This window comes from Streptomyces sp. NBC_01460 (assembly GCF_036227405.1).
Taxonomy (GTDB): Bacteria; Actinomycetota; Actinomycetes; order Streptomycetales; family Streptomycetaceae; genus Streptomyces.
Genome location: NZ_CP109473.1, coordinates 7275774 through 7297331, shown reverse-complemented (window position 1 = coordinate 7297331; position 21558 = coordinate 7275774). Strand labels below are relative to the sequence as shown.

General features: G+C 71.4%; 20 protein-coding genes and 1 pseudogene. 7 read left to right on the top strand and 14 right to left on the bottom strand.

Annotated elements, in window-relative coordinates:
- Nucleotides 1–38: 38 nt before the first annotated feature.
- Nucleotides 39–1856: an AMP-dependent synthetase/ligase gene (locus tag OG488_RS32860; protein WP_329235799.1), complete on the bottom strand. Its 1818-nt coding sequence runs from the start codon at nt 1854–1856 to the stop codon at nt 39–41.
- Nucleotides 1857–2064: 208 nt separating this feature from the next.
- Here OG488_RS32860 and OG488_RS32855 point away from each other — a divergent pair, with 208 nt between their 5' ends.
- Nucleotides 2065–2805, top strand: coding sequence for a MerR family transcriptional regulator (locus OG488_RS32855; RefSeq protein WP_329235796.1), 741 nt, complete (start codon nt 2065–2067; stop codon nt 2803–2805).
- Between the two features lie 21 nt (nt 2806–2826).
- On the opposite strand, the gene OG488_RS32850 is transcribed toward OG488_RS32855, so the two are convergent.
- Genes OG488_RS32850 through OG488_RS32830 form a run of 5 tightly spaced genes read right to left on the bottom strand, consistent with a single transcriptional unit; the run spans nt 2827 to nt 9618 of the window.
- A complete protein-coding gene (locus OG488_RS32850) occupies nt 2827–4998 on the bottom strand; it encodes a 3-hydroxyacyl-CoA dehydrogenase NAD-binding domain-containing protein (protein ID WP_329235791.1) in 2172 nt (723 codons plus the stop codon).
- Between the two features lie 38 nt (nt 4999–5036).
- Complete coding sequence (locus OG488_RS32845) at nt 5037–6251, bottom strand: acetyl-CoA C-acetyltransferase (protein ID WP_329235788.1); 1215 nt, start codon at nt 6249–6251, stop codon at nt 5037–5039.
- Nucleotides 6252–6288: 37 nt separating this feature from the next.
- Nucleotides 6289–7431, bottom strand: a complete 1143-nt coding sequence (locus OG488_RS32840) for an acyl-CoA dehydrogenase family protein (RefSeq protein ID WP_329235785.1) — start codon at nt 7429–7431, stop codon at nt 6289–6291.
- A gap of 1 nt (nt 7432) precedes the next feature.
- Nucleotides 7433–8467 carry an LLM class F420-dependent oxidoreductase gene (locus OG488_RS32835; RefSeq protein WP_329235782.1) on the bottom strand — a complete coding sequence of 345 codons (1035 nt, stop codon included), beginning with the start codon at nt 8465–8467 and terminating at the stop codon, nt 7433–7435.
- Nucleotides 8467–9618 carry a CaiB/BaiF CoA transferase family protein gene (locus OG488_RS32830; RefSeq protein ID WP_329235779.1) on the bottom strand — a complete coding sequence of 384 codons (1152 nt, stop codon included), beginning with the start codon at nt 9616–9618 and terminating at the stop codon, nt 8467–8469. Before OG488_RS32830 ends, OG488_RS32835 begins: the two co-directional genes overlap by 1 nt.
- Before the next feature lie 205 nt (nt 9619–9823).
- Here OG488_RS32830 and OG488_RS32825 point away from each other — a divergent pair, with 205 nt between their 5' ends.
- Nucleotides 9824–11014, top strand: coding sequence for a saccharopine dehydrogenase family protein (locus tag OG488_RS32825; RefSeq protein WP_329235777.1), 1191 nt, complete (start codon nt 9824–9826; stop codon nt 11012–11014).
- 24 nt (nt 11015–11038) lie between these two features.
- Here OG488_RS32825 and mmpA read toward each other — a convergent pair whose 3' ends face one another.
- Nucleotides 11039–11185, bottom strand: coding sequence for a morphogenic membrane protein MmpA (mmpA, locus tag OG488_RS32820; protein ID WP_376374883.1), 147 nt, complete (start codon nt 11183–11185; stop codon nt 11039–11041).
- Between the two features lie 83 nt (nt 11186–11268).
- Complete coding sequence (locus OG488_RS32815) at nt 11269–11946, bottom strand: endonuclease V (protein ID WP_329235771.1); 678 nt, start codon at nt 11944–11946, stop codon at nt 11269–11271.
- 36 nt (nt 11947–11982) lie between these two features.
- On the opposite strand from OG488_RS32815, the gene OG488_RS32810 reads away from it, so the two are divergent.
- Nucleotides 11983–12270: a YciI family protein gene (locus OG488_RS32810; RefSeq protein WP_329235769.1), complete on the top strand. Its 288-nt coding sequence runs from the start codon at nt 11983–11985 to the stop codon at nt 12268–12270.
- Between the two features lie 99 nt (nt 12271–12369).
- Here OG488_RS32810 and OG488_RS32805 read toward each other — a convergent pair whose 3' ends face one another.
- The 3 genes from OG488_RS32805 to OG488_RS32795 all read right to left on the bottom strand — a co-directional run bounded on the left by OG488_RS32805 (nt 12370) and on the right by OG488_RS32795 (nt 14597).
- Entirely contained in the window at nt 12370–12657 is a 288-nt protein-coding gene (locus OG488_RS32805; protein WP_329235767.1) for a hypothetical protein, read from the bottom strand.
- Nucleotides 12654–13343 carry a sugar O-acetyltransferase gene (locus OG488_RS32800; protein ID WP_329235764.1) on the bottom strand — a complete coding sequence of 230 codons (690 nt, stop codon included), beginning with the start codon at nt 13341–13343 and terminating at the stop codon, nt 12654–12656. Before OG488_RS32800 ends, OG488_RS32805 begins: the two co-directional genes overlap by 4 nt.
- A 168-nt stretch (nt 13344–13511) precedes the next feature.
- On the bottom strand, nt 13512–14597 hold the full coding sequence (locus OG488_RS32795) for an oxidoreductase (protein ID WP_329235760.1): 1086 nt from the start codon (nt 14595–14597) through the stop codon (nt 13512–13514).
- 183 nt (nt 14598–14780) lie between these two features.
- Here OG488_RS32795 and OG488_RS32790 point away from each other — a divergent pair, with 183 nt between their 5' ends.
- From OG488_RS32790 to OG488_RS32775, 4 genes and pseudogenes are all read left to right on the top strand, one after another.
- Nucleotides 14781–15197, top strand: a complete 417-nt coding sequence (locus OG488_RS32790; RefSeq protein ID WP_329235758.1) for an SsgA family sporulation/cell division regulator — start codon at nt 14781–14783, stop codon at nt 15195–15197.
- 229 nt (nt 15198–15426) lie between these two features.
- The gene (locus OG488_RS32785) at nt 15427–17073 is read left to right on the top strand and encodes an ABC-F family ATP-binding cassette domain-containing protein (RefSeq protein WP_329235756.1); all 1647 of its coding nucleotides are present in this window, start codon (nt 15427–15429) and stop codon (nt 17071–17073) included.
- Between the two features lie 154 nt (nt 17074–17227).
- Nucleotides 17228–18205 (top strand): acyl-ACP desaturase, encoded by a 978-nt coding sequence (locus OG488_RS32780; RefSeq protein WP_329235754.1) that lies wholly within the window; start codon nt 17228–17230, stop codon nt 18203–18205.
- 327 nt (nt 18206–18532) lie between these two features.
- A pseudogene (locus tag OG488_RS32775) lies at nt 18533–19062 on the top strand (chitosanase); the annotation flags it as partial.
- A gap of 128 nt (nt 19063–19190) precedes the next feature.
- Here OG488_RS32775 and OG488_RS32770 read toward each other — a convergent pair.
- The 3 genes from OG488_RS32770 to OG488_RS32760 all read right to left on the bottom strand — a co-directional run bounded on the left by OG488_RS32770 (nt 19191) and on the right by OG488_RS32760 (nt 21558).
- The gene (locus OG488_RS32770) at nt 19191–19442 is read right to left on the bottom strand and encodes a WhiB family transcriptional regulator (RefSeq protein ID WP_329235752.1); all 252 of its coding nucleotides are present in this window, start codon (nt 19440–19442) and stop codon (nt 19191–19193) included.
- A 109-nt stretch (nt 19443–19551) separates the two neighbouring features.
- Entirely contained in the window at nt 19552–20340 is a 789-nt protein-coding gene (locus tag OG488_RS32765; RefSeq protein ID WP_329235750.1) for a VOC family protein, read from the bottom strand.
- Between the two features lie 144 nt (nt 20341–20484).
- Entirely contained in the window at nt 20485–21558 is a 1074-nt protein-coding gene (locus OG488_RS32760; protein ID WP_329235748.1) for an LLM class flavin-dependent oxidoreductase, read from the bottom strand.

Sequence of the window (21558 nt, the reverse complement as noted above, 5' to 3'; positions counted from 1 at the left end):
GAGCCACCGGCCGGGTCACCTGGGCGACGGCCCCCGGTTCAGTCCTCCTCCCGTGCGTACAACGCGTCGAGCGCGTCCGCGTACTGCTCGCGGATGACCCGGCGGCGGAGCTTCAGGGAGGGCGTGAGCTCGCCGGTCTCCGGGCCCCACTCCCGCGTCAGCAGCCGGTGGCGCTTGATCTGTTCGGTGCGGTTCAGCCGGGCGTTTGCGGCCTCGACGGCCCGGGCGATCTCCTCGTGGACCTCGGGACTGGTGAGCGGGTCCCCCTCGATGCCACGGGCCGCCGCCCAGGCCGGGGCCATCTCCGTGTCGAGGACGAGCAGGGCCACCAGGTACGAGCGCCCGTCGCCGTGGACGAGGGCCTGGCCGATCAGCGGGTGTTCCTTGAGCGTGTTCTCGACGAGCGCCGGGGAGACGTTCTTCCCGGTCGAGGTGATGATCATTTCCTTCTTGCGGTCGGTGAGCCAGAGGTAGCCGTCGTCGTCGATCCGGCCGATGTCCCCGGTCGGGAACCAGCCGTCCGCGTCGAGCGCCCCGTCCAGGGTGCCGTCGGCGCGCAGGTAGCCGGCGAACACCGTCCCGCCGCGGACCAGGATCTCCCCGTCGTCGGCGATCCGGAGCTCCAGGCCCTCCAGCGGGCGTCCCACCGAACCCAGGCGGAAGGCCGACGGGCTGTTGGTGGTGAACACCCCGACGGTCTCGGTGAGTCCCCAGGCGTCCATGACGACGATCCCGAAGCCCGCCCAGAAGCGCACCACGTCGAGCGGCATCGGTGCGGAGGCGCTGGCCGTCCACACCAGCCGTTCGAAGCCCGCCAGCGACAGCACGGGGTCCAGCACGGTCTCCTTGGCGGCCTTGTACGAGGCCTCCAGTTCGGCGGACGGCCGCTCACCGCGCTCCCGGCAGGCCACGTGCTCACGGGCCGTCGCGTTCGCCGCCTCGACGGCGGCCCGCCGCTCCTCCGGCAGCCCGCCCAGGGCGGCCCGCAGGGACGCGGCGAGCTTCTCCCACACCCGCGGCACCCCGAAGAACTGGGCGGGGTGCAGGGCGCGCGCCGTGACCGCGACGGCCGCGGTGTCCGCGCAGAGGTGGACGTGCGAGGCCCGGAAGACCGGCAGGTAGATGCCCAGCATCCGTTCCGCGATGTGCGCGAAGGGCAGGTAGCAGATGTGCTCCACGTGGTCGGGGAGCTCCACCACCCGGTCCAGGGCGAGTGCGTTGGACACGACGCCGCGGTGGCTGATCGGAACGGCCTTCGGGTCGCCCGTGGTTCCCGAGGTGTAGACGACCGTCAGCGGGTCCTGGGCGCGGGTCTCGCGCCAGGCCTTGTCGAAGGCCTCGTCGCTCCGCAGCCGCTCCCCCGTCGCGCGCAACCTGCCGTAGGACCTGTGGGGTCCCGCCTCCGACGGCTCCACGACCACGAGGGCCTCCAGCGGTACGTTGGCGTCCGCCAGCAGGGGCGCCCAGCGCTCCAGTTCGCCCGCGCCCTCGACGATCGCGAACCTCGCGCGGCTGTGGCGCGCTATGTGGGCGATCTGGCCTGGCGCCGCGGTGCCGTAGACGGAGACGGGGACGGCCCCGAGGTGGGTGAGGGCCAGGTCGCTGAGCCAGTGCTCGGGCCGGTTGCCCATCATCATGAGGACCTGTTCGCCGCGTTCCACCCCGAGGGCGCCGTAACCGGCGGCGAGCACGGCCGTCTCGTGGCGGACCTCGCTCCAGGTGAGAGTGGTCCGTCCGCCGCTCGCGTCCTGCCAGGAGAGGGCGGGAAGATCTCCGTGGTCCTCGGCATTGCGCAGCAGCAGGGCAGGGAGTGTGAGTTGATCGGGTCCGGTGGGAAGTCGCAGGATCGTGGTCACGGCCGCCTCCTGTCCGTTCGGCCGGACCGTGCGGTCCGTACCGGTGGTGGGACTGCGCTTCGATGCTGCCGGACACTTTCACAACAGTGGTGAGACAGCAATACTGTTGCACCTGATTGGTGCACAGGCCCAGCACGGCCCAGCACGGCCCAACACCGCCCAGCACGGCCGAACACGGCCGGGCACGGCCCGGCAACGAGGAGTGGACATGGCGACCGGGACGGACGAACCGACGCTGACCGTCGACGAACTGGCGGCGCGCGCGGGGGTCACCGTGCGCACCGTGCGCTTCTACAGCACCAGGGGCCTGCTGCCGCCCCCGGTGATCGGACCCCGGCGCGTCGGGCACTACGGGCACGACCATCTCTCCCGGCTGGCCCTGATCGAGGAGCTCCAGCACCAGGGCATGACGCTGGCCGCCATCGAGCGCTACCTGCAGCAGCTGCCGCCCGACCTGAGCGCGCAGGACCTGGCGATCCACCGCGCCCTGGTGGCGTCCTGGGCCCCGGACTCGGCCGAGGACATGGAGCGCCCCGAGCTGGAGCGGCGCGCGGGCCGGCCCCTCAGCGAGCAGGACGTCGACCGGCTCGCGGCCATGGGGGTGCTGGAGCGTCCCGCCGCGCCCGGGAGCCCCTTCCTGGTGGACCCGGGGCTGTTGCGGCTCGGGGTGGAGCTGCTGGAGGTGCCGATCGCGCACGAGACGATCCTGGCCGCGCGCACGGTCCTTCTGGAGCACACCCGCTCGGCCGCCCACGAGCTGACCCGGCTGTTCCGGGACGAGGTGTGGAACCCCTACCGGGAGCGGGAGTCGGACCCGGAGCACGTGAAGGCGATGAAGTCACTCTCCGCCCACATGCAGCCGATGGTGCTCCAGGCCCTGCTCACGGCCTTCCAGCGGTCGCTGAAGGAGGAGCTGCGGGCCGCGTTCACCGCCGACGAGCGGGAGTGAACACGGCCCGCGGGGGCGCCGTCAGTCGTGGAAGGTCTCGCCCTTCTCCGCCTTCTCCAGCAGGAGCGCGGACGGCAGGAAGCGGTCGCCGTAGCGCTCCGCCAGCTGCCGGGCGCGCGCCACGAATCCGGGCAGGCCGCCTTCGTACCCGTTGATGTACTGGAGCACACCGCCGGTCCACGCGGGGAAGCCGATGCCCATGATGGAGCCGATGTTGGCGTCGGCGACGGTCATGAGGACGTTCTCCTCCAGGCAGCGGACGCTGTCCAGTGCCTCGGAGAAGAGCATCCGCTCCTTCATGTCCTCGAACGGGATCTCGGTCCCCGGCTTCGTGAAGTGCTCACGGAGTCCGGGCCACAGCAGGCCGCGCCCGCCGTCCTCGCCGTACTCGTAGAAGCCCGCTCCCCCGCTGCGGCCGGGCCGCCCGAACTCGTCGACCATCCGGTCGATGACGGCGTCCGCGGGGTGCGTGGCCCAGGTGCCGCCCGCCTCCTCGACGGCGCGCCGGGTCTCGTTGCGGATCTTGCGCGGCAGGGTGAGCGTGAGCTCGTCCATGAGGGAGAGCACCTTGGCCGGGTAGCCGGCCTGCGCCGCCGCCTGCTCGACCGACGCGGGCTCGACGCCCTCGCCGACCATCGCGACGCCCTCGTTGATGAAGTGGCCGATGACGCGCGAGGTGAAGAAGCCACGTGAGTCGTTGACGACGATCGGGGTCTTCTTGATCCGGCGCACCAGGTCGAAGGCGCGGGCGAGGGCCTCGTCCCCGGTCTTCCCGCCCTTGATGATCTCGACCAGCGGCATCTTGTCCACGGGTGAGAAGAAGTGCAGCCCGATGAAGTCCACCGGACGCTCGACGCCCTCGGCGAGCACGGTGATCGGCAGGGTCGAGGTGTTGGAGCAGAGCAGCGCGTCGGGCTCGATGACGCCCTGGATCTCCTGGAACACCTTGTGCTTGAGCGCGGTGTCCTCGAACACCGCCTCGATCACGGCGTCGCAGCCCGCCAGGTCGGCCGGGTCACCGGTCGGGGTGATGCGGGCCAGCAGCTCGTCCCGCTTCGCCTCGGTCGTGCGGCCCCGGGAGAGCGCCTTGGCGAGCAGCTTCTCGCTGTACGCCTTGCCCTTGGCGGCGGCCTCGGCGGAGACGTCCTTCAGGACGACGTCGATGCCGGCGCGGGCACAGGAGTAGGCGATGCCGGCGCCCATCATCCCGGCGCCGAGGACCGCCACCTTGCGGACCTGGCGCTCCTCGATGCCGTCCGGGCGGCTGGCACCGGAGTTGACGGCCTGGAGGTCGAAGAAGAACGCCTGGATCATGTTCTTCGCGACCTGGCCGGTGACCAGCTCGGTGAAGTAGCGCGCCTCGATGACCTGGGCGCTCTCGAAGTCGACCTGCGAGCCCTCGACCGCCGCGGCCATGATGTTGCGGGGCGCCGGCATGGGCGCGCCCGCGAGCTGCTTCTTGAGGTTGGCGGGGAACGCCGGCAGGTTGGCCGCGAACTTCGGGTGCGACGGGGTGCCGCCGGGGATGCGGTAGCCCTTGACGTCCCAGGGCTGCTGCGACTCGGGGTTGGCGTCGATGAAGGCGCGGGCCTTGTCGAGCATCTCCTCCCGGGTGTCGGCGACCTCGTGGACGAGGCCGTTCTCCAGCGCCCGCCGCGGGGTGTACTGGGTGCCCTGGAGCAGGACCTTCAGCAGGGCGTCGGCGATGCCCATCAGCCGTACGGTGCGGGTGACTCCGCCGCCCGCGGGCAGCAGGCCGAGGGTGACCTCCGGCAGGCCGATCCGCGAGCCGGGGGCGTCCAGGGCGACGCGGTGGTGGGAGGCGAGCGCGATCTCGTACCCCCCGCCGAGCGCGGCGCCGTTGATGGCCGCGACGACCGGCTTGCCGAGGGTCTCGATGCGGCGCAGGGAGTTCTTGATGGCGGTTCCGGCGTCGAAGGCGTCCTGGGCGTTCTCCGGGCCGATCCGGATCATGTCCTTGAGGTCGCCGCCCGCGAAGAAGGTCTTCTTGGCGGAGGTGTAGATGATGCCCCGGATGGAGTCCTTCTCGGCCTCCGCGCGGTCGGCGACGGCCGCGATGGAGTCGCGGAAGGCCTGGTTCATCGTGTTGGCGGACTGGGCGGGGTCGTCGAGTACGAGGGTGACGACGCCGGTCTCGTCCTGTTCCCAGCGAATGGTCGTGCTCTCGGTCATTGCTTGTCTTCTCCGTGAGAGGTCTGGGGACGGGACGGTCAGAGACGCTCGATGACGGTGGCGACGCCCATGCCGCCGCCGACGCAGAGGGTGGCGAGGCCGTAGCGCTTGTCCTGGCGCTCCAGTTCGTCGATGAGGGTGCCGAGGATCATCGCCCCGGTCGCGCCGAGGGGGTGTCCGAGTGCGATGGCGCCGCCGTTGACGTTGACCTTGTCGAGGCTGAGGCCCATGTCCTTGACGAAGCGCAGGACGACTCCGGCGAAGGCCTCGTTGATCTCGACCAGGTCGATGTCGTCGATGGTGAGCCCGGCCTTGGCCAGCGCCTTGCGGGTGGCGGGGGCGGGGCCGGTGAGCATGATGGTCGGCTCGGATCCCGAGACGGCGGCGGAGACGATCCGGGCGCGCGGGGTGAGCCCGTAGCGCTCGCCGGTCTCCTTGGACCCGATCGCGACGAGGGCGGCGCCGTCCACGATCCCGGAGGAGTTGCCCGCGTGGTGGACGTGGTCGATCTTCTCGACCCAGTGGTACTTCTGGAGCGCCACGGCGTCGAAGCCGCCCATCTCGCCGATCGCGGCGAACGAGGGCTTCAGTGACGCGAGGGAGTCGGCGGTCGTGCCGGGGCGCATGTGCTCGTCGTGGTCGAGGACGAGCAGCCCGTTGCGGTCCCTGACGGGGACGACGGACCGGGCGAAGCGCTCCTCCTTCCAGGCGATGGCGGCGCGCTCCTGGGACAGTGCGGCGTACTCGTCCACGTCGCGGCGTGAGAAGCCCTCGATGGTGGCGATGAGGTCGGCGCCGATTCCCTGCGGGGCGAAGCCGGTCTCGAAGCTGGTCATCGGGTCCATGGCCCAGGCACCACCGTCGGAGCCCATCGGCACGCGGGACATCGACTCGACACCGCCCGCCAGGACGAGGTCCTCCCACCCCGAACGGACCTTCGCGGCGGCCAGGTTGACCGCTTCGAGGCCCGAGGCACAGAAGCGGTTCTCCTGCACGCCGGCGACCGAGTCCGGCAGTCCGGCGGCGATGGCGGCGATCCGGGCGATGTCGGAGCCCTGGTCGCCGAGCGGGCTGACCACGCCGAGGACGATGTCGTCGATGGCCGCCGGGTCGAGGCCGGGGAAGCGGCCACGGATCTCGTGGATGAGGCCGACGACGAGGTCGATCGGCTTGGTGCCGTGCAGGGCGCCGTTGGCCTTGCCGCGGCCGCGCGGGGTGCGGATCGCGTCGTAGACGAATGCTTCGGTACTCAAGGCAGCTGCCTTTCGGGGTCGGTGCTGGGCGGAGGGGTCAGGCGAGCAGCGAACGGCCGATGATCTCCTTCATGATCTCGGTCGTCCCGCCGTAGATGGTCTGGATGCGGCCGTCGGTGAAGGCCTTGGCGACCCGGTACTCCGTCATGTAGCCGTATCCGCCGTGGAGTTGCAGGCAGCGGTCGGCGACGCGCTTCTGCAGTTCGGTGGCCCACCACTTGGCCATCGAGGCGTGGACGGCGTCGAGTGTGCCCTCGGAGTGGTCGACGATGCAGCGGTCGAGGAAGGCCCGGGTGACGGCGCACTCGGTGGCCATCTCGGCGATCTCGAAGCGGATGTGCTGGAGCTTGGAGAGCGGGCGCCCGAAGGCCTCGCGCTCCTTGACGTACTGGGTGGTGATCTCCAGGAGGTGTTCGGCGGCGGCGATCCCGGCGACCGCTATGCCCATCCGCTCCTGGGCCAGGTTGGTCATGAGGTGGATGAAGGCCCCGTCGAGCTCCCCGAGGAGGTTCTCCTTGGGGACGCGTACGTCGTCGAAGAACAGCTCGGCGGTGTCCTGGGACTTCTGCCCGATCTTGTCGAGGTTGCGGCCCCGCTCGAAGCCATCGGCGCCGCGCTCGACGACGAGGAGCGAGAGGCCCTTCGCCCCGCCCTCCGGCGAGGTCTTCGCGACGACGATCACCAGGTCGGCGAGGATGCCGTTGGAGATGAACGTCTTCGAGCCGTTGAGGAGCCAGTGGTCGCCCTTGTCCTCGGCCGCGGTCCGGATGCCCTGGAGGTCTGAGCCCGCTCCGGGTTCCGTCATGGCGATGGCGGTGATGGTCTCGCCGCTGCAGAAGCCGGGCAGCCACCGCCGCTTCTGCTCGTCGGTGGCGAGGCCGGTGAGGTAGGGGCCGATGATGTCGTTGTGGAGGCCGAGCGCCAGCCCGGAGACACCCGCCCGGGTGAACTCCTCGGCGAGCACCGCGCTGTAGCGGAAGTCGGCGTTGCCCCCGCCGCCGTACTCCTCGGGGACGGCGAGGCCGAGCAGCCCCTGCCGGCCGGCCGCGAGCCAGGCCTCGCGCGCGACGATGCCGTCCTTCTCCCACTGCTCGTAGTACGGGAGAACCTCCTTGGACAGGAACGTGCGGACGGTCTCGCGGAACGCGTCGTGCTCCTCGGTGAAGATCTGCCTCTGCACTTCAAGCCCCCTGGAGCCAGTTCTTGACGGTGGAGATCAGCCGCGCCGGATCGGGGCCGACGGGCGTGACGTTGAGCATGGTGACGCCGGCCTCGCGGAAGGCGTCCAGGCGGTCGCGTACGTACCCCTCGGGGCCGCAGAGGGTCATGAGCTCGCAGAATTCGTCCGGCACGGCGGCCTCCGCCTCCCTCTTCCTCCCGGAGAGGTAGAGCTCCTGGATGGTGGCGGCCTCCTTCTCGTAGCCGTAGGCGACGGCGAGGTCGTTGTAGAAGTTCTTGCCGGGCGCGCCCATGCCGCCGACGTACAGCGCGATCTGGGGGCGGGCGAGGTCCCTGACGGCGGCCGCGTCGTCGCCGATGGCCAGCAGGCCGCCGGCGACGGTCTGCAGGGGGCCGAGGGCCGGGTCGCGCTTCGCCGCGCCCTCGGCCAGGGCCGTGCCCCAGACCTGCTGGGCCTTCTCGGGGATGTAGAGGGTGGGCAGCCAGCCGTCGGCGATCTCGGCGGTCAGCCGGACGTTGGCGGGGCCGAGGGAGGCGACGTAGAGGGGGATGGTCTCGCGGACCGGCCGGGTGAGGATCTTCAGCGGCTTGCCGAGCTTGCCGCCCTTCTCCTTCGGCAAGGGCATGTCGGTGATGCCGTGGTGGTCGATGACCTCGCGGCGCCAGATCCGGCGGCAGAGCTCGACGGTCTCGCGGGTCCGGCCGAGCGGCTTGTCGTACGGCTTGCCGTGCCAGCCCTCCACGACCTGCGGGCCGGACGCGCCGAGGCCGAGCAGGGCCCGGCCGCCCGACACGGCGTCGAGTCCGGCGCCGGTCTGGGCGATGAGGGCGGGGGTGCGGGAGTAGACGTTGAGGATCGCCGCGCCGATCCTCATGTGCTCGGTGCGGGCGGCGAGGTATCCCATGAGGGTGGGCGAGTCGAAGCCGTACGCCTCGGCGACCCAGACGGCATCGAGTCCGGCGGACTCGAGCGCGGCGACCTCGTCGCAGGCGGCGCGCGGGTCACCCGCGTAGTTCAGCGGCAGGGAGAGTTCCATCAGCCGGTCGTTTCCTTCCCGGTGGTCAGCAGGCCCGGCACGTCCCAGTCGGCCGCGACGGACCCGGTGTCCGCTCCGGGCAGCGCGGGTGCGGTGCGCACGGACACGGGGGTCGCGGAGAAGCGGGGCGCGGGGGCGGGCTGGGTGAGTCCGCTGTGCTCCACATAGGTGGAGCGGGCGGCGAGGTGGGGGTGGCGGGGTGCCTCGCGGAGCGAGAGGACGGGCGCCACGCAGGCATCCGTCCCCTCGAAGATCTCGGTCCACTCGGCGCGCGTACGGGTGCTGAAACGGTCGGCGACGAGGGCGCGCAGCTCCTCCCAGCGGCCGAGGTCGTTGCGGTCGGGGGCCTCGGCCCCGAGGCCGAGGAGCTCGGTGAACTCCTCGTAGAAGCGCGGCTCCAGAGCCCCGACCGCCATGTACAGGCCGTCGGAGGTCTCGTAGGAGCCGTAGAAGGGGCAGCCTCCGTCGAGGAGATTGGCGCCGCGCCGGTCCTGCCAGCTGCCGGCCGCCAGCATGCCGTGGATCATCGTGGCGAGATGGGCGGCACCGTCGACGATGGCCGCGTCGACGACCTGCCCGGTGCCGCCCGGTGTGCGGGCGTGCTGGAGGGCGGCGAGCACGCCGACGACGAGGTAGAGCGAGCCGCCGGCGTAGTCGCCGACCAGGTTGGCGGGCACCGTGGGCGGTTCGCCGGACCTGCCGATCATGGACAGGGTGCCGGTGAGGGCGATGTAGCCGATGTCGTGTCCTGCCCGGTCGGCCAGCGGCCCGTCCTGGCCCCAGCCGGTCATCCGCCCGTAGACGAGCCGAGGGTTGCGCTCCAGACAGGCGTCGGGGCCCACGCCGAGACGTTCGGCGACGCCCGGCCGGTAGCCCTCGATGAGGACGTCCGCGCGCTCGACGAGGTCGAGGACCTGACCGGCTCCGTCCTCGGCCTTGAGGTCGACGAGGACCGATCTCTTGTTGCGGTTGGTGAGGTCGAAGGCCGGTTCGATACCGAGCGCCGAACCTCCCGGCCGGTCGACGCGCACCACGTCGGCGCCGAGGTCGGCGAGGAGCATCGCGGCGAACGGCCCCGGGCCGATGCCCGCCAGTTCGACGACGCGCACCCCGGTCAGCGGGCCCTGCGACCCGTGCCCTGTCCTTGCCATCAAGCCCCCAGCGGTGTGACACAACTGATGTAACATCGATGATGCTAAGAACGGACCACGCTCCGCACAACCCTTTTGGCCGAGCAAGCGCTTAGTTCTTTTCCCTGGATCCTCTCGCACCGGGGCCCGCCCGGCCGCACGGCACCACGAACACCTCCGCTACCCTCTGCCTCCCAGATCGGCACCGGCGTCCACGGAGGCACTCATGAACAGGCAGAACGGGCCGGAACGGCCTTATGACGTCGTCCTTTTCGGAGCCACCGGCTTCGTGGGGGCGCTCACGGCCGAATATCTGGCCGCACACGCGCCGGAAGGCTGCCGCTGGGCCCTGGCCGGGCGGAGCCGCGGCAAGCTGGAACAGCTGCGCGAACGTCTCGCGGCACGGCACCCGCACTGCGCGGACCTGCCCCTGCTGACGGCGGACGCGGACGACACCGACGCCCTGCGCGCACTCGCCGAGTCGGCGCACGTGGTGGCATCCACGGTCGGACCGTACGTCTGGTACGGCGAGAAGCTGGTCGCCGCCTGCGCGGAGGCCGGGACCGACTACACCGACCTCACGGGTGAGGCGGAGTTCGTCGACCGGATGTACCTGGAACACGACGGCCGGGCCCGTGAGACGGGAGCGCGTCTCGTGCACGCGTGCGGCTTCGACTCCGTACCGCACGACCTCGGCGTCTGGTTCACCGTGCGTCAGCTCCCGGAAGGCGTTCCGCTGACCGTCGACGGCTACGTCCGCACCGACGCGGTCTTCTCCGGCGGCACCTTCGCCTCGGCGCTCACCGCGATGGGCCGCGGTCCGCAGATGGTGCGCGCCGCGAAGGAGCGCCGGCTGCACGAGCCGCGTCTGGTCGGGCGCCGGGCCCGGGCGCCGCAGGGGACACCGCACTTCAGCCCGGAGACCGGGACCTGGGCGCTGCCGCTGCCGACCCTGGACCCGCGCGTCGTGGAGCGGTCGGCGCGGGCGCTGGAGCGCTACGGTCCCGACTTCCGCTACCGGCACTTCGCCTCGGTGAAGCGCCTTCCGGTGGCGCTCGGCGGCGTGGGGGCCGTCGTCCTGCTGGCGGGCGCCGCCCAGATCCCGGCCGCGCGCGACTGGCTGTCGGCCCGGGTCGAGCCGGGGACGGGCCCGGGCGAGGAGCGCAGGAAGCGCAGCTGGTTCACGGTCCGCTTCGTCGGCGAGGGTGGCGGCCGCCGGGTCTTCACCGAGGTGTCGGGGGGCGACCCGGGGTACGGCGAGACGGCGAAGATGCTGGCCGAGGCGGCTCTCTCGCTCGCCCTCGACGACCTTCCGGCGACGTCGGGTCAGGTCACGACGGCCGTGGCGATGGGCGACGCGCTGCTGGAGCGGCTGACCGCCGCCGGTCTGCGCTTCCGGGTCGCGGCGGTGCGCTGAGCGCCCGCGGACACCCGCCTCCGGTCAGAACACCCAGGAGGCCAGCGTGACGACCATGGAGACGGTCCAGGCCCCTCCTGCGAGGACGCCCAGAGTCATGCCCACGGCGACGCCGCGCTGGGAGAGACGTACGGTTCCGGTGCTCATCTGAGGTGCGTGGTGGTCGATCATGTGTACCAGCCTGCCCCTGATGTTCGACGAGCAACATCCGTACATGTACTCAGTTCGCAACAGATCGGCGAGCGGGTCCGGGATCAGCCGATCGCTTCCCGGAGTGCCGACCGGCAGAGGGCGTCCGCCCTGCGCGTGGTCTCCGGCTGGCGGAAGTCGCGGGCCAGCGCCAGCGTCTGGGCGCAGGCGTTGTCCAGGCCGGTGCGGTGACCGACGGAGACGAAGACGGGCTTCGTGGAGTCCTGCGTGCGCAGGGCCCGGCCCACCTCCTCGTCCCCGTCCATCAGCGGGGTGAAGTCCCCGCGCCGGGGCCCGGGTTGTTCGTAACGGAAGGTGAACGGGTTCTTCGCGACGCCGATGACCGGAAGGCCGGTGAGGACGCCGAGGTGGCTGGCGAGGCCGAACCTGCGCGGGTGGGCGCGCCCGTAGCCGTCGCAGACGACGAGCCCGGGATCCACCGGCAGGCCCTCCAACGCGGCCATGACGGCCGGGATCTCCCGGAAGGCGAGGAGCCCGGGGACGTACGGGAACGTCACCCGGCCCTCGGCGGTGGACTCGGCGACCACCTCCAGGGTCGCCGCGTCCAGGACGACGGCCGCCGCGACGACCACGTCCCGCTCGTCGTCGTAGGCGACATCGACCCCGGTCACCCGGCCGGTGCCCGGTGGCGGCCCCGGCTCGTCCAGCACGACCCGCTCGCGCAACGCGTCCTGGACCGCCCGGGCTTCGGCCTCGTCGGCGGGCATCCTGAAAGTCGTCATGACGCGTCAGTCTAGGCAGCCGGTAATCTGGCGATCATGTTCGTTCTCGAGTTGACCTACACCGCACCGGTCGAGCGCGTCGACGCCCTCATGACGGAGCACGTCACCTGGCTGGACGCGCAGTACGCGGCCGGGGTGTTCATCGCCTCCGGGCGGAAGAGCCCCCGCGACGGCGGCGTGATCCTGGCCGTCGGCGAGGACCGCGGCGAGATGGAGAGGATCGCGGCCTCCGACCCCTTCGCGGTGCACGGGGTGTGCGCCTACCGGATCACGGAGTTCATCGCGACGAAGACCTCGGACGCGCTCGCGCCGTACCGGCAGTAGCTGCCCGGCGGGCAACGCGTCGGACCATGTGCGCCCCGCCCTGCTGCCGCAGGGGGCCACTGCCCGGGCTGCCACCGCCCGGCTTCACGTCGGCCCGGGTCAGCCGAGACCACGGTGAGCGGCCCACAACGTCCCGGCACGGTCGGCGGCAGTGCCGATCAGCGCCGCCAACTCGGGCCTGTCCGGGACGGGGAACGAGACGTATGCGCCCCGGCCCCCGCCGACCGGCCGGCCGTAGGCCTTCGCAGCGAGCTGTCCGTCCGGGAGGAGCCGGACGTTCAGTGTGGTCAGCGTGAACGCTTCGCCGCGTCGGGTGTCCGTCCACCGGAGAGCCTCCGGGATCGTGACGTTGATCGCCAGTGCACTCACTTCCAGGTCGCCGCTCATGGACGCATGATCTCACCCGACTCGCCGCGGACGGCCGCCACCGGCTCGTGGAGCGGGGCTTCGGTCACGGCTCGGCGCGCTCCCCGGTGTCCCGCGGTACGCGTGGTGAGGTCCTCGTCCGTGATGGCGCGGATCACCCGGCACGGTGTCCCGAGCGCGACGGACATCGGGGGGATGCTGCGGCTGACGACGCTGCCCGCGCCGATGACCGACCCGTATCCGATGCGGACGCCGGGCAGGATCACCACGTTGCTGCCGATCCACACCTTGTCCTCGATGTCGATCGGCTCGGAGAACCGCCCGAAGTCGGCGCGGCGCGATGGGTGCACCGGGTGCCCCGTCGTGGTCAGGGTCACGCTGGGAGCGATCATGACATCGTTGCCGATGCGGATGTCCACGTCGTCGACGAACGTGAGGTTGACGTTGCCGAAGAAGTCGTCGCCTATGTGGACGTTGCTGCCGAACGCCGCGTGGAACGGCGCCAGCAGCGCCGTACGCGCCCCGACCGAGCCGAAGATCTCGACGAGCAGCGACCGACGCCTCTCCTCCTGGCCGGGTGGTGTCGCGTTGTACGCGAAGATCTGGTCGGCGCGGCGCCGGGGGGCCAGGAAGGCGGCTTCCGACTCGGTGTAGACGAGCCCCTCGGCGATCCTGCCCAGAACATCCTCGTGGTCGGCGTCCGTCACAGCGGAAAGGTCCCTTCGTGCATGCGTGCGTACGTGCGTGAGGTCGCACGTGCATGAGGTCGTACGTGCGTGAGGTCGTACGTGCATGAGGTCGTACGTGCATGAGGTGCGTGCCTGCGTGAGGTGCGTGCCTGCGTGAGGTGCGTACCTGTGTGAGGTCTCCGGCCGCTACCCCAGCCGCGCCACTCGTCCCTTCTCCCCCGAGGCCCAGCAGCCGCCGTCCGGTGCGCAGTCGACCGTGTCGTACGAGCCGGAGTCCACGGTAAGCCAGGTACGTCCGCCGTCCCGGGTGACATCCGTACCGGTGGGGCCCACCGCGAGCGCCGACGCCCTGGTGTGCGGCAGCCAGGCGACGCCGGACCGGTAGGCGGGCGGCGGGGTGGCCGAACCCTGCCAGCTCCGCCCGCCGTTCGCGGTGACGGACGCGGCGGCAGGCGACGCCTGGCCGGCCCGGTAGTCGCCGCCCACCGCGATGCCGTGCGTACGGTCACGGAACGCGAGGCCGAACACCCCACGCGCCGGGTCCCCCGCCGGGATCGGCGAGGCGGCCTGCGTCCAGGTCAGTCCGCGGTCGCCCGAGTGCAGCACCCGCGCGGTCGCCGCGCCGCCGGTGGCGAGCCAGACGTCCTTGGCACCCGCGCTGACGAGGCACTGGCCGCTCGCCGCGAACCCGGCCTCGCCGGGCTGCGCCGCGGGCATCCCGGCATCGGGCAGCACCCGCCAGTTCCGGCCTCCGTCGGAGGTCGACAGGATGCGGAACCTCCCGTCCACCGGGTCGCTCATCGCCAGGCCGTGACGGCTGTCGAAGAAGGTCATGCAGTCGTAGAAGGCCCGGGCGTCGGTGTTGCGGAAGGACTCGGTCCAGGTCGCGCCGCCGTCCTCGGTGCGGAAGACCCGGGACGCGTCGCCCTCGCCGATGGCCAGGGCGACCGCCCTGTTTCGGCCGAACGCCTCGATGTCACGGAACTCCAGCCCCGAAGCGCCGGCCGGCGACACGTCTCGCCAGTGCCGTCCCCCGTCCGTCGTGCGCAGTACCGTGCCCCCGGAACCCGCGGCCCAGGCGGCGTCGCGGCCGACGGCCGCGAGACCGCGGAAGCGCGCCTCCGTTCCCGTCGCGGTGAGCGTCCACGCGGGCTCCCTGTCCCGGTCCGCGGCCTGTCCGGCCTGCGCGGACGGTGCGGCCAGCGCGGCGGTCACCGCCGCGCCGCAGAGTCCCAGTGCCACCAGCCGTCTCGTCTTCCCCATGGCCCTCATGGCGCTGGAAGCTAACCCACCGGGGGGCGGCCGTCCAGGGTGCGCCGCACGAAACGGGGCAGTTGATCAGAGGGAGGCAGGGCGGTGACGCAGCTCACGCCACCCGCCAGTGCACGGATGGAGGCGTTCCGTCGTCTACTCCAATGCCGGGAACCGTTCGTCCGAGGCGAGAGGGAGCAGGTCTTGTCCAGCGTTATCGAGCAGTCCGTGCAGGCCCGTATGGTCGCGTCCGCGCCGCGTATGGAGACTCTGCCCGCCACTCTGCACTACGACCGCAAGGACCCCTTCGCCGTCCGCATGGCGTTCCCCGGCCCCGCGACCCTCGAAGGCACCGAGGTGTCCTGGGAGTTCTCCCGTGAGCTGCTCGCCACCGGCATGGACACCCCGGCCGGGGTCGGCGACGTCCGGGTCCGGCCCTTCGGGTACGACCGTACGGTGCTGGAGTTCCACGCCGTCGAGGGCATCGCCATGGTGCATGTCCGCACGTCCGAACTGCGCCGCTTCCTGAAGCGCGCGCAGGAACTGGTCCCGGCGGGCGACGAGTACCGATTCCTCGACCTGGACGGAGATCTGACGGATCTGCTGGGCGGGTCCGCCTGAGCGGCCGCCGGCCCGGCGCCCCGTAATTCGGTTGCGGGCGGGCCGGCCCCGCTCGTAACGTCACCGGTGTCCCTGTCGTCGCCGGATCGGAGAAGGACGTTGCTCCACATCTGAGGTGTCCGCACACCACGCCGCACCGCCCCCACGGGCATGCGTGCGCCTGTGCCACCTCAGTGTCCGAGCCGTCCGAGCCGTTCTCCGTGATTCCTCGACGCAGCCGGGAGCCCTTGTGCCTGCATCCACCACGCATATCCTCTGTTCCTCCCTCTCGTTCGCCTGGCCGGACGGGAGCGAGGTGTTCGACGACTTCCAGCTGGCTGTGGGGCCCGGCCGGACGGGGCTGATCGGCCTCAACGGCTCTGGGAAATCGACCCTGTTGAAGCTGATCGCGGGTGAACTCACCCCGACCGCCGGGCACGTCACCACGGGCGGCGACATCGGCTACCTCCCTCAGGACCTGGTCCTGGACACGGCGCTGCGGGTGGACCAGGTGCTGGGCGTCGCCACGACGCGGGCGGCCCTCCACGCCATCGAGGCGGGCGATACCGGCGAGGAGCACTTCACCGCCGTCGGGGACGACTGGGACGTCGAGGAACGCGCCCTGGCCGTACTCGGACAGCTGGGCCTGGCAGGTATCGGCCTCGACCGCACCATCGGTGACCTGTCCGGCGGCGAGTGCGTGCTGCTGCGCCTGGCCGCGCTGCTGCTGGCCCGCCCCTCCGTCCTGCTGCTGGACGAGCCGACGAACAACCTCGATCTGCAGGCACGCGGACGGCTCCACGACGCCGTCGACGCCTGGACCGGGGTGCTGGTCGTCGTCAGTCACGACCGCGAGCTGCTGGAGCGGGTGGACCGGATCGCCGACCTCCGTGACGGCGCGGTCAGGTGGTACGGCGGCAACCTGTCCGCCTACGAGCAGGCCCTGGCCGTGGAACAGGAGGCCGCCGAGCGGATGGTGCGGGTCGCGGAGGCCGACGTGCGGCGGCAGAAGCGCGAACTCGCCGACGCGCACGTCAAACTGTCCCGGCGCAAGCGGTACGGGCAGAAGATGTGGGACACCAAGCGCGAGCCGAAGGCCGTGATGGCCCAGCGCAGGAGAACCGCCCAGGAGTCGGCCGGCAAGCACCGCATCATGCACACCGAACGCCTGGCCGACGCCGAGGATCGCCTCGACGAGGCCGTCGGGGCGGTGCGGGACGACGAGACGATCCGGATCGAGCTGCCGCGCACCCAGGTGCATCCCGGCCTCGGTGTGCTGGTCCTGAGCGATCTCGAACTCGCCCACGGGGTACGGGTGCGGGGCGAGTGGGACCTGCGCGGTCCGGAGCGGATCGCGCTGGTCGGCCGCAACGGCGCCGGCAAGACGACGCTGCTCCGCACGATCGCCGGCGAGCTGGACCCCGTGTCGGGCGCGATGACCGCCCAGGTCCCGGTGGGCTTCCTGCCGCAGCGCCTCGACGTCCTCGACGACGCCCTGTCCCTGGTGGACAACGTGGCACGGGTCGCACCGGCGACGACGGCCAACGGCATCCGGGCGAAGCTGGCACACTTCCTCTTCAAGGGCGGGCGTGCGGACCGCCCCGCAGGCACCCTCTCGGGCGGCGAGCGCCTCCGGGCCACGCTGGCGGCGCTGCTGCTCGCCGAGCCGGCTCCCCGGCTGCTGATGCTGGACGAGCCGACGAACAGCCTCGACCTGTCCGGTGTGCGCCGGCTGACGTCGGCGCTGGCGGCCTACGAGGGCGCGCTGATCGTGGCGAGTCACGACCTGGCCTTCCTGAGGTCGCTGGGAATCACCCGGTGGCTGCTGCTGGACGCGGACGGGCTGCGGGACATCGCCCCTGGTCAGCTGCCGGGGATCGGGAGCGAGGACGTCTGAATTGTCCGCTCTCGTGCGGCGATGACCTGCACGGATGACGGAGGGTGAGCGGGCACCGCGAGGGCAGGGCTTGGCTATGGCCTTACCGCCGCCTTAACCTACGGTCACGTAACCTACGAAGCCGTAGGTCATTCTCCCGTCCCCAGGAGCCCCCGTGACGATCACCTCTCCCCACCTCGGCAGTTCGAAGGCGTGGACCGACGCCCAGCTGCTGTACGCGCTGGAAGAGGTGGTGGAGAAGGAACTCAACCGCCATCTCAAGGTCGCCAAGGACTGGATGCCCCACGAGTACGTACCGTTCTCCGACGGCCGGAACTTCCCCGGCATCTTCGAGGACGGCGAGGCGTGGGAGACCGGCCAGTCCAAGGTCACCGACATCGGACGCATCGCACTCGTCGTGAACCTGCTCACCGAGGACAACCTCCCCAGCTACCACCACGAGATCGCCTCCCTCTTCGGCCGCGACGGCGCCTGGGGCACCTGGGTGCACCGCTGGACCGCGGAGGAGGGCAGGCACGGCATCGTGATGCGCGACTACCTGCTGACCTCGCGCGCCGTGGACCCGGACAAGCTGGAGCAGTTCCGCATGGCGCACATGGCGGAGGGCTTCGAGTCCGACAACCGCCACTCCATGCTGCACTCCGTCGCGTACGTCGCGTTCCAGGAGCTCGCGACGCGCGTCTCGCACCGCAACACCGGCCACCAGTCGGGCGACCCCGTCTGCGACCGGATGCTGGCCCGCATCGCGACCGACGAGAACCTGCACATGGTCTTCTACCGCAACCTGCTGGGCGCGGCCTTCGACCTCGCCCCGGACCTCACGATGCAGTCCGTGCGGGACGTCGTCGTGAACTTCCGGATGCCCGGACACGGCATGCCCGGCTTCGAGCGGGCCGCCGCGCAGATGGCGATCGGCGAGATCTACAACATGCGGATCCACCACGACGACGTGATCCAGCCCGTCCTGCGCTACCTGAAGGTCCTCGAGATCGACGGACTCGGCCCGGAGGGCCTCAAGGCGCAGGAGGAACTCGGGCTGTACATGAGCGGCCTGGACAGCGAGGCGTCCAAGTTCGACGAGAAGCTGGCGGCGCGCAAGGCGCGCGTGGCGGCCCGGGCCGCCCAGGGCTGATCCGCCCGGCATCCAGCCGGCAGGGCCCGGGATCCGCTCCCCGGACCGCCGGACAGCGGCGGCGCACGCGGCACGCGTGCGCCGGCGCTCCACGTCCGGGCTGACCCCACAGCTTCACGGAACGTGCCTCGTGCCGGGTGAGACCTGTGACGCGTCTTGTCCTTCTCGGTGCGCCGCTTGCGATCGCCGCTTCGATCCTGTTCAGCGGTGGCGACTCCGAGCCGCCCACGATCATTCGGCAGGCGACCGGAACCGAGAAGACCGGCACGGCGGAGCCGGAGGCGGCCGGGCAGGCCGACGAGCACGACGAGGAGATCGACGCGCTGCGTCGAGGCGTACACCGAGGAGCACCCGGACGATCCCCTGGCGCCGTTCCTTCCCGCTCCGCGCGCGGTGGACGGCTCCGACTCGCACGAGGGCCTGGACCCGGGCTTCACCGGCGCCTGGCACCGGGCCGCGGAGGATCCGGCGTTCCGGGAGGCCCAGGACGCGACCCGCGACAGGCTCCACTTCGAGCCCGTGGTGCGGCTCGCGAAGCTGGACGGCCTCGGCACCCCGGGACAGTTCGTCTACTACGACGCGATGGTGCTGCACGGGCCCGGTGTCGAGGCGGACGGCTTCTACGGCATCCGCGACGCGGCGATGGCGTCGGCGGACACGGCCGCGAGGGCGGCGACGAGACGGCGCACCTGAACGCCTTCCTCGACGAGAGCCGGTCGGCGAACAAGGCGCGGAAGGTCCAGCGGGACACGACGCGGATCGACACCGCGCAGCGGATGTCCCTGCGCGACGGCAATCTCGAACTGACGAAGCCACTGGTGTGGAAGGTGTACGGGGAGACCTTCCGGATCACGTGACCCCGTCGCGTGAGACCGTCACGTGGAACCGGCGCGTGGGGCGGTCACGTGACACGGTCACGCGGAGCGGTCACACGACCGGGGCGCGCGACTGGATCACGGCCCCGGCGGCGGGAGCTCGCGCCGCGTCAGCGTCGCTCGGACCGGCCTCGGCGGAGCCGCTCCCGTTCCTTCTCGGAGAGTCCTCCCCAGACCCCGAAGCGCTCGTCGTGGGCGAGTGCGAACTCCAGGCAGGCCGCACGGTTCTCGCAGGCGTTGCAGAGCTGCTTGGCCTCCCGGGTGGAGCTTCCCGGGGCCGGGAAGAAGAAGTCGGGCCCGGCCTGCGCGCACAACGCGGTCTCCTGCCAGGCGAGCTCGTCGGTCATGGTGTTGGTGGGCATGGGCCACACGGTGCCCTGTCCCGATAAACAAGTGATCAACGATTGGTCGACAGCGGGCCGACAGGGCTCCGGGCCCGCCCCGCCGCAGCCGGGCGGGCCCGGTCACGGGCTACATGGGGGCGGGCTTGATCACCGCGAACGCCGCTCCCGCGGGATCGGTGAGGGTGGCGATCCGGCCGACCTCGGGTACGTCGGTGGCGGGCACGACCACCCGCCCGCCCAGCCGTTCCGCCCCGGCGGCGGTCGCGTCGGCGTCGTCCACGGCGAAGTACGGCAGCCAGTGCGGCCCCGCCGGCTCCTGGCCGGGAGCCTCGTCGAGGGGCACGATGCCGCCGAAGGACGAGTCGGCACCCTCACCGCCGGCCGGGCGGACCATCGTGTAGGAACCGCTGGGGTAGGCCATGGCCTCGGTCTGCCAGCCGAAGACCGTGTGGAAGAAGGCGGCCGCCGAGGGAACGTCCGGGGTGTGGAGCTCGGACCAGATCAGCGCGCCCGGCTCCATGGTGATGCCGAGGCCGGTGTTCGTCCCCGGCTGCCAGACGCCGAAGTACGCGCCGGCGCTGTCCGTGAAGCCGCCCATGCGCCCGTAGCCGAGTACGTCCAGCGGGGGGAACATCGCACGGCCGCCGGCCTGCTCGACCGTCCTCGTGGTGGCGTCGGCGTCGGGGGTCTGGAAGTAGACCGACCAGGCCGGCTTGCCCTGCTCCTCGGGGACGGTCATGACGCCGGCGACGGTCCTGTCCCTCAGCCGGTACGTCCCGTACCTGCCTGTCTCGGGGCCACCGGGCACCAGCTCCCAGCCGAAGAGCCCGTGGTAGAAGGCCGTGGCGGCGTCGATGTCGGGAGTGCCGAGGTCGACCCAGTTGGGGGCGCCGGTGACGAAAGCGGGGTCGAGCATGGTGTGCTCCTCGGGCGGATTCCGTGCCCGGCGCGTTCGCACACGCCGGACATCACTCACCTTCCGAGTCTTGCACCGGGGACCGGCGACCGCAGCCCCGGCCGAGCGGCCGGGGAGCGCGGCGGCGCCCGGCCGGGACCGGGCTCAGCGCACGACACCGAGCGCCGGGAGCACGGTTTCCGCGACCCTGTAGGCCTCCTCCAGGAGTGGGTTCCCGGACAGGATGAAGGTGTCGACACCCAGGTCCTCGAACTCCTTGAGACGCTCCACGACCTGGGCCGTCGAGCCGACGACCGCCGTGCCGGGGCCGGGCCTGAAGAGACTCATGCCCGGCCACATGTTGGGGTGCGTCTCCAGTTCCCGCGCACGGGCCGGGACCCGCCCGCCGTGCTGCCGGAACTGACGCTGCCAGCCCACTCCCTCCTCACCGGCCCGGTCGCCGAGCATGCGGGCGTACGTCGCCTCGCTGGTGACGTCCAGCAGCCGGTCGGCGGCGGCCCACGCCTCGTCCTCCGTGTCGCGCACGATGAGGTGGAGCCGCAGTCCGATGCGCAGGGTGCGGCCGTGGGCGCGGGCCCGCGCCCGGACCTTCTCCAGCTTCTCCTTGAGCAGGTGTGGCGGTTCACCCCAGGTGAGGAAGACGTCGACGTGCTCGGCCGCCATCTCGATCCCCGGGTCGGACGAGCCCCCGAACCACAGCGGGATGTGCGGGGCCTGTACCGGCTTCAGGTCACGGAACGAGGCTCCCGCGTTCTTCAGGTCGTAGAAGCGGCCCTTGTGGTCGAACACCTCTCCCGCCGTCAGCCTCTTCACGATCGACCAGTACTCGGCGCTGAGCGCGTACCGCTCGTCGTGCTCCACATGGAGTCCGTACTCCTGGAGCGACTTCGTCGAGCCGTTGACGACGTTGAAGCGCAGGCGCCCCCCGAAGAGCTGGTCGAAGCTGAGCGCCATCTTGGCCAGTAGGGTCGGCGAGATGAGCCCGGGATGGACGGCGAGCAGCGGCTTGAACCGGGTGCTGGTGGACGCGGCGAGGGCGCTGCCCAGCGGCCACACGTCGTACAGGTCGGTGGCGAGCAGGGCGCCGCTGTAACCGAGCTGTTCGACGGTTCCGGCGAGCCGGCTGAGATAGCCGAGGTCGGCGGTCCGCCGGCCCTCGGGTTCCCAGGGGTAGGCGCCTTCGCGCGGGATGATGTACCAGAGGACTTCGGCCGCCAC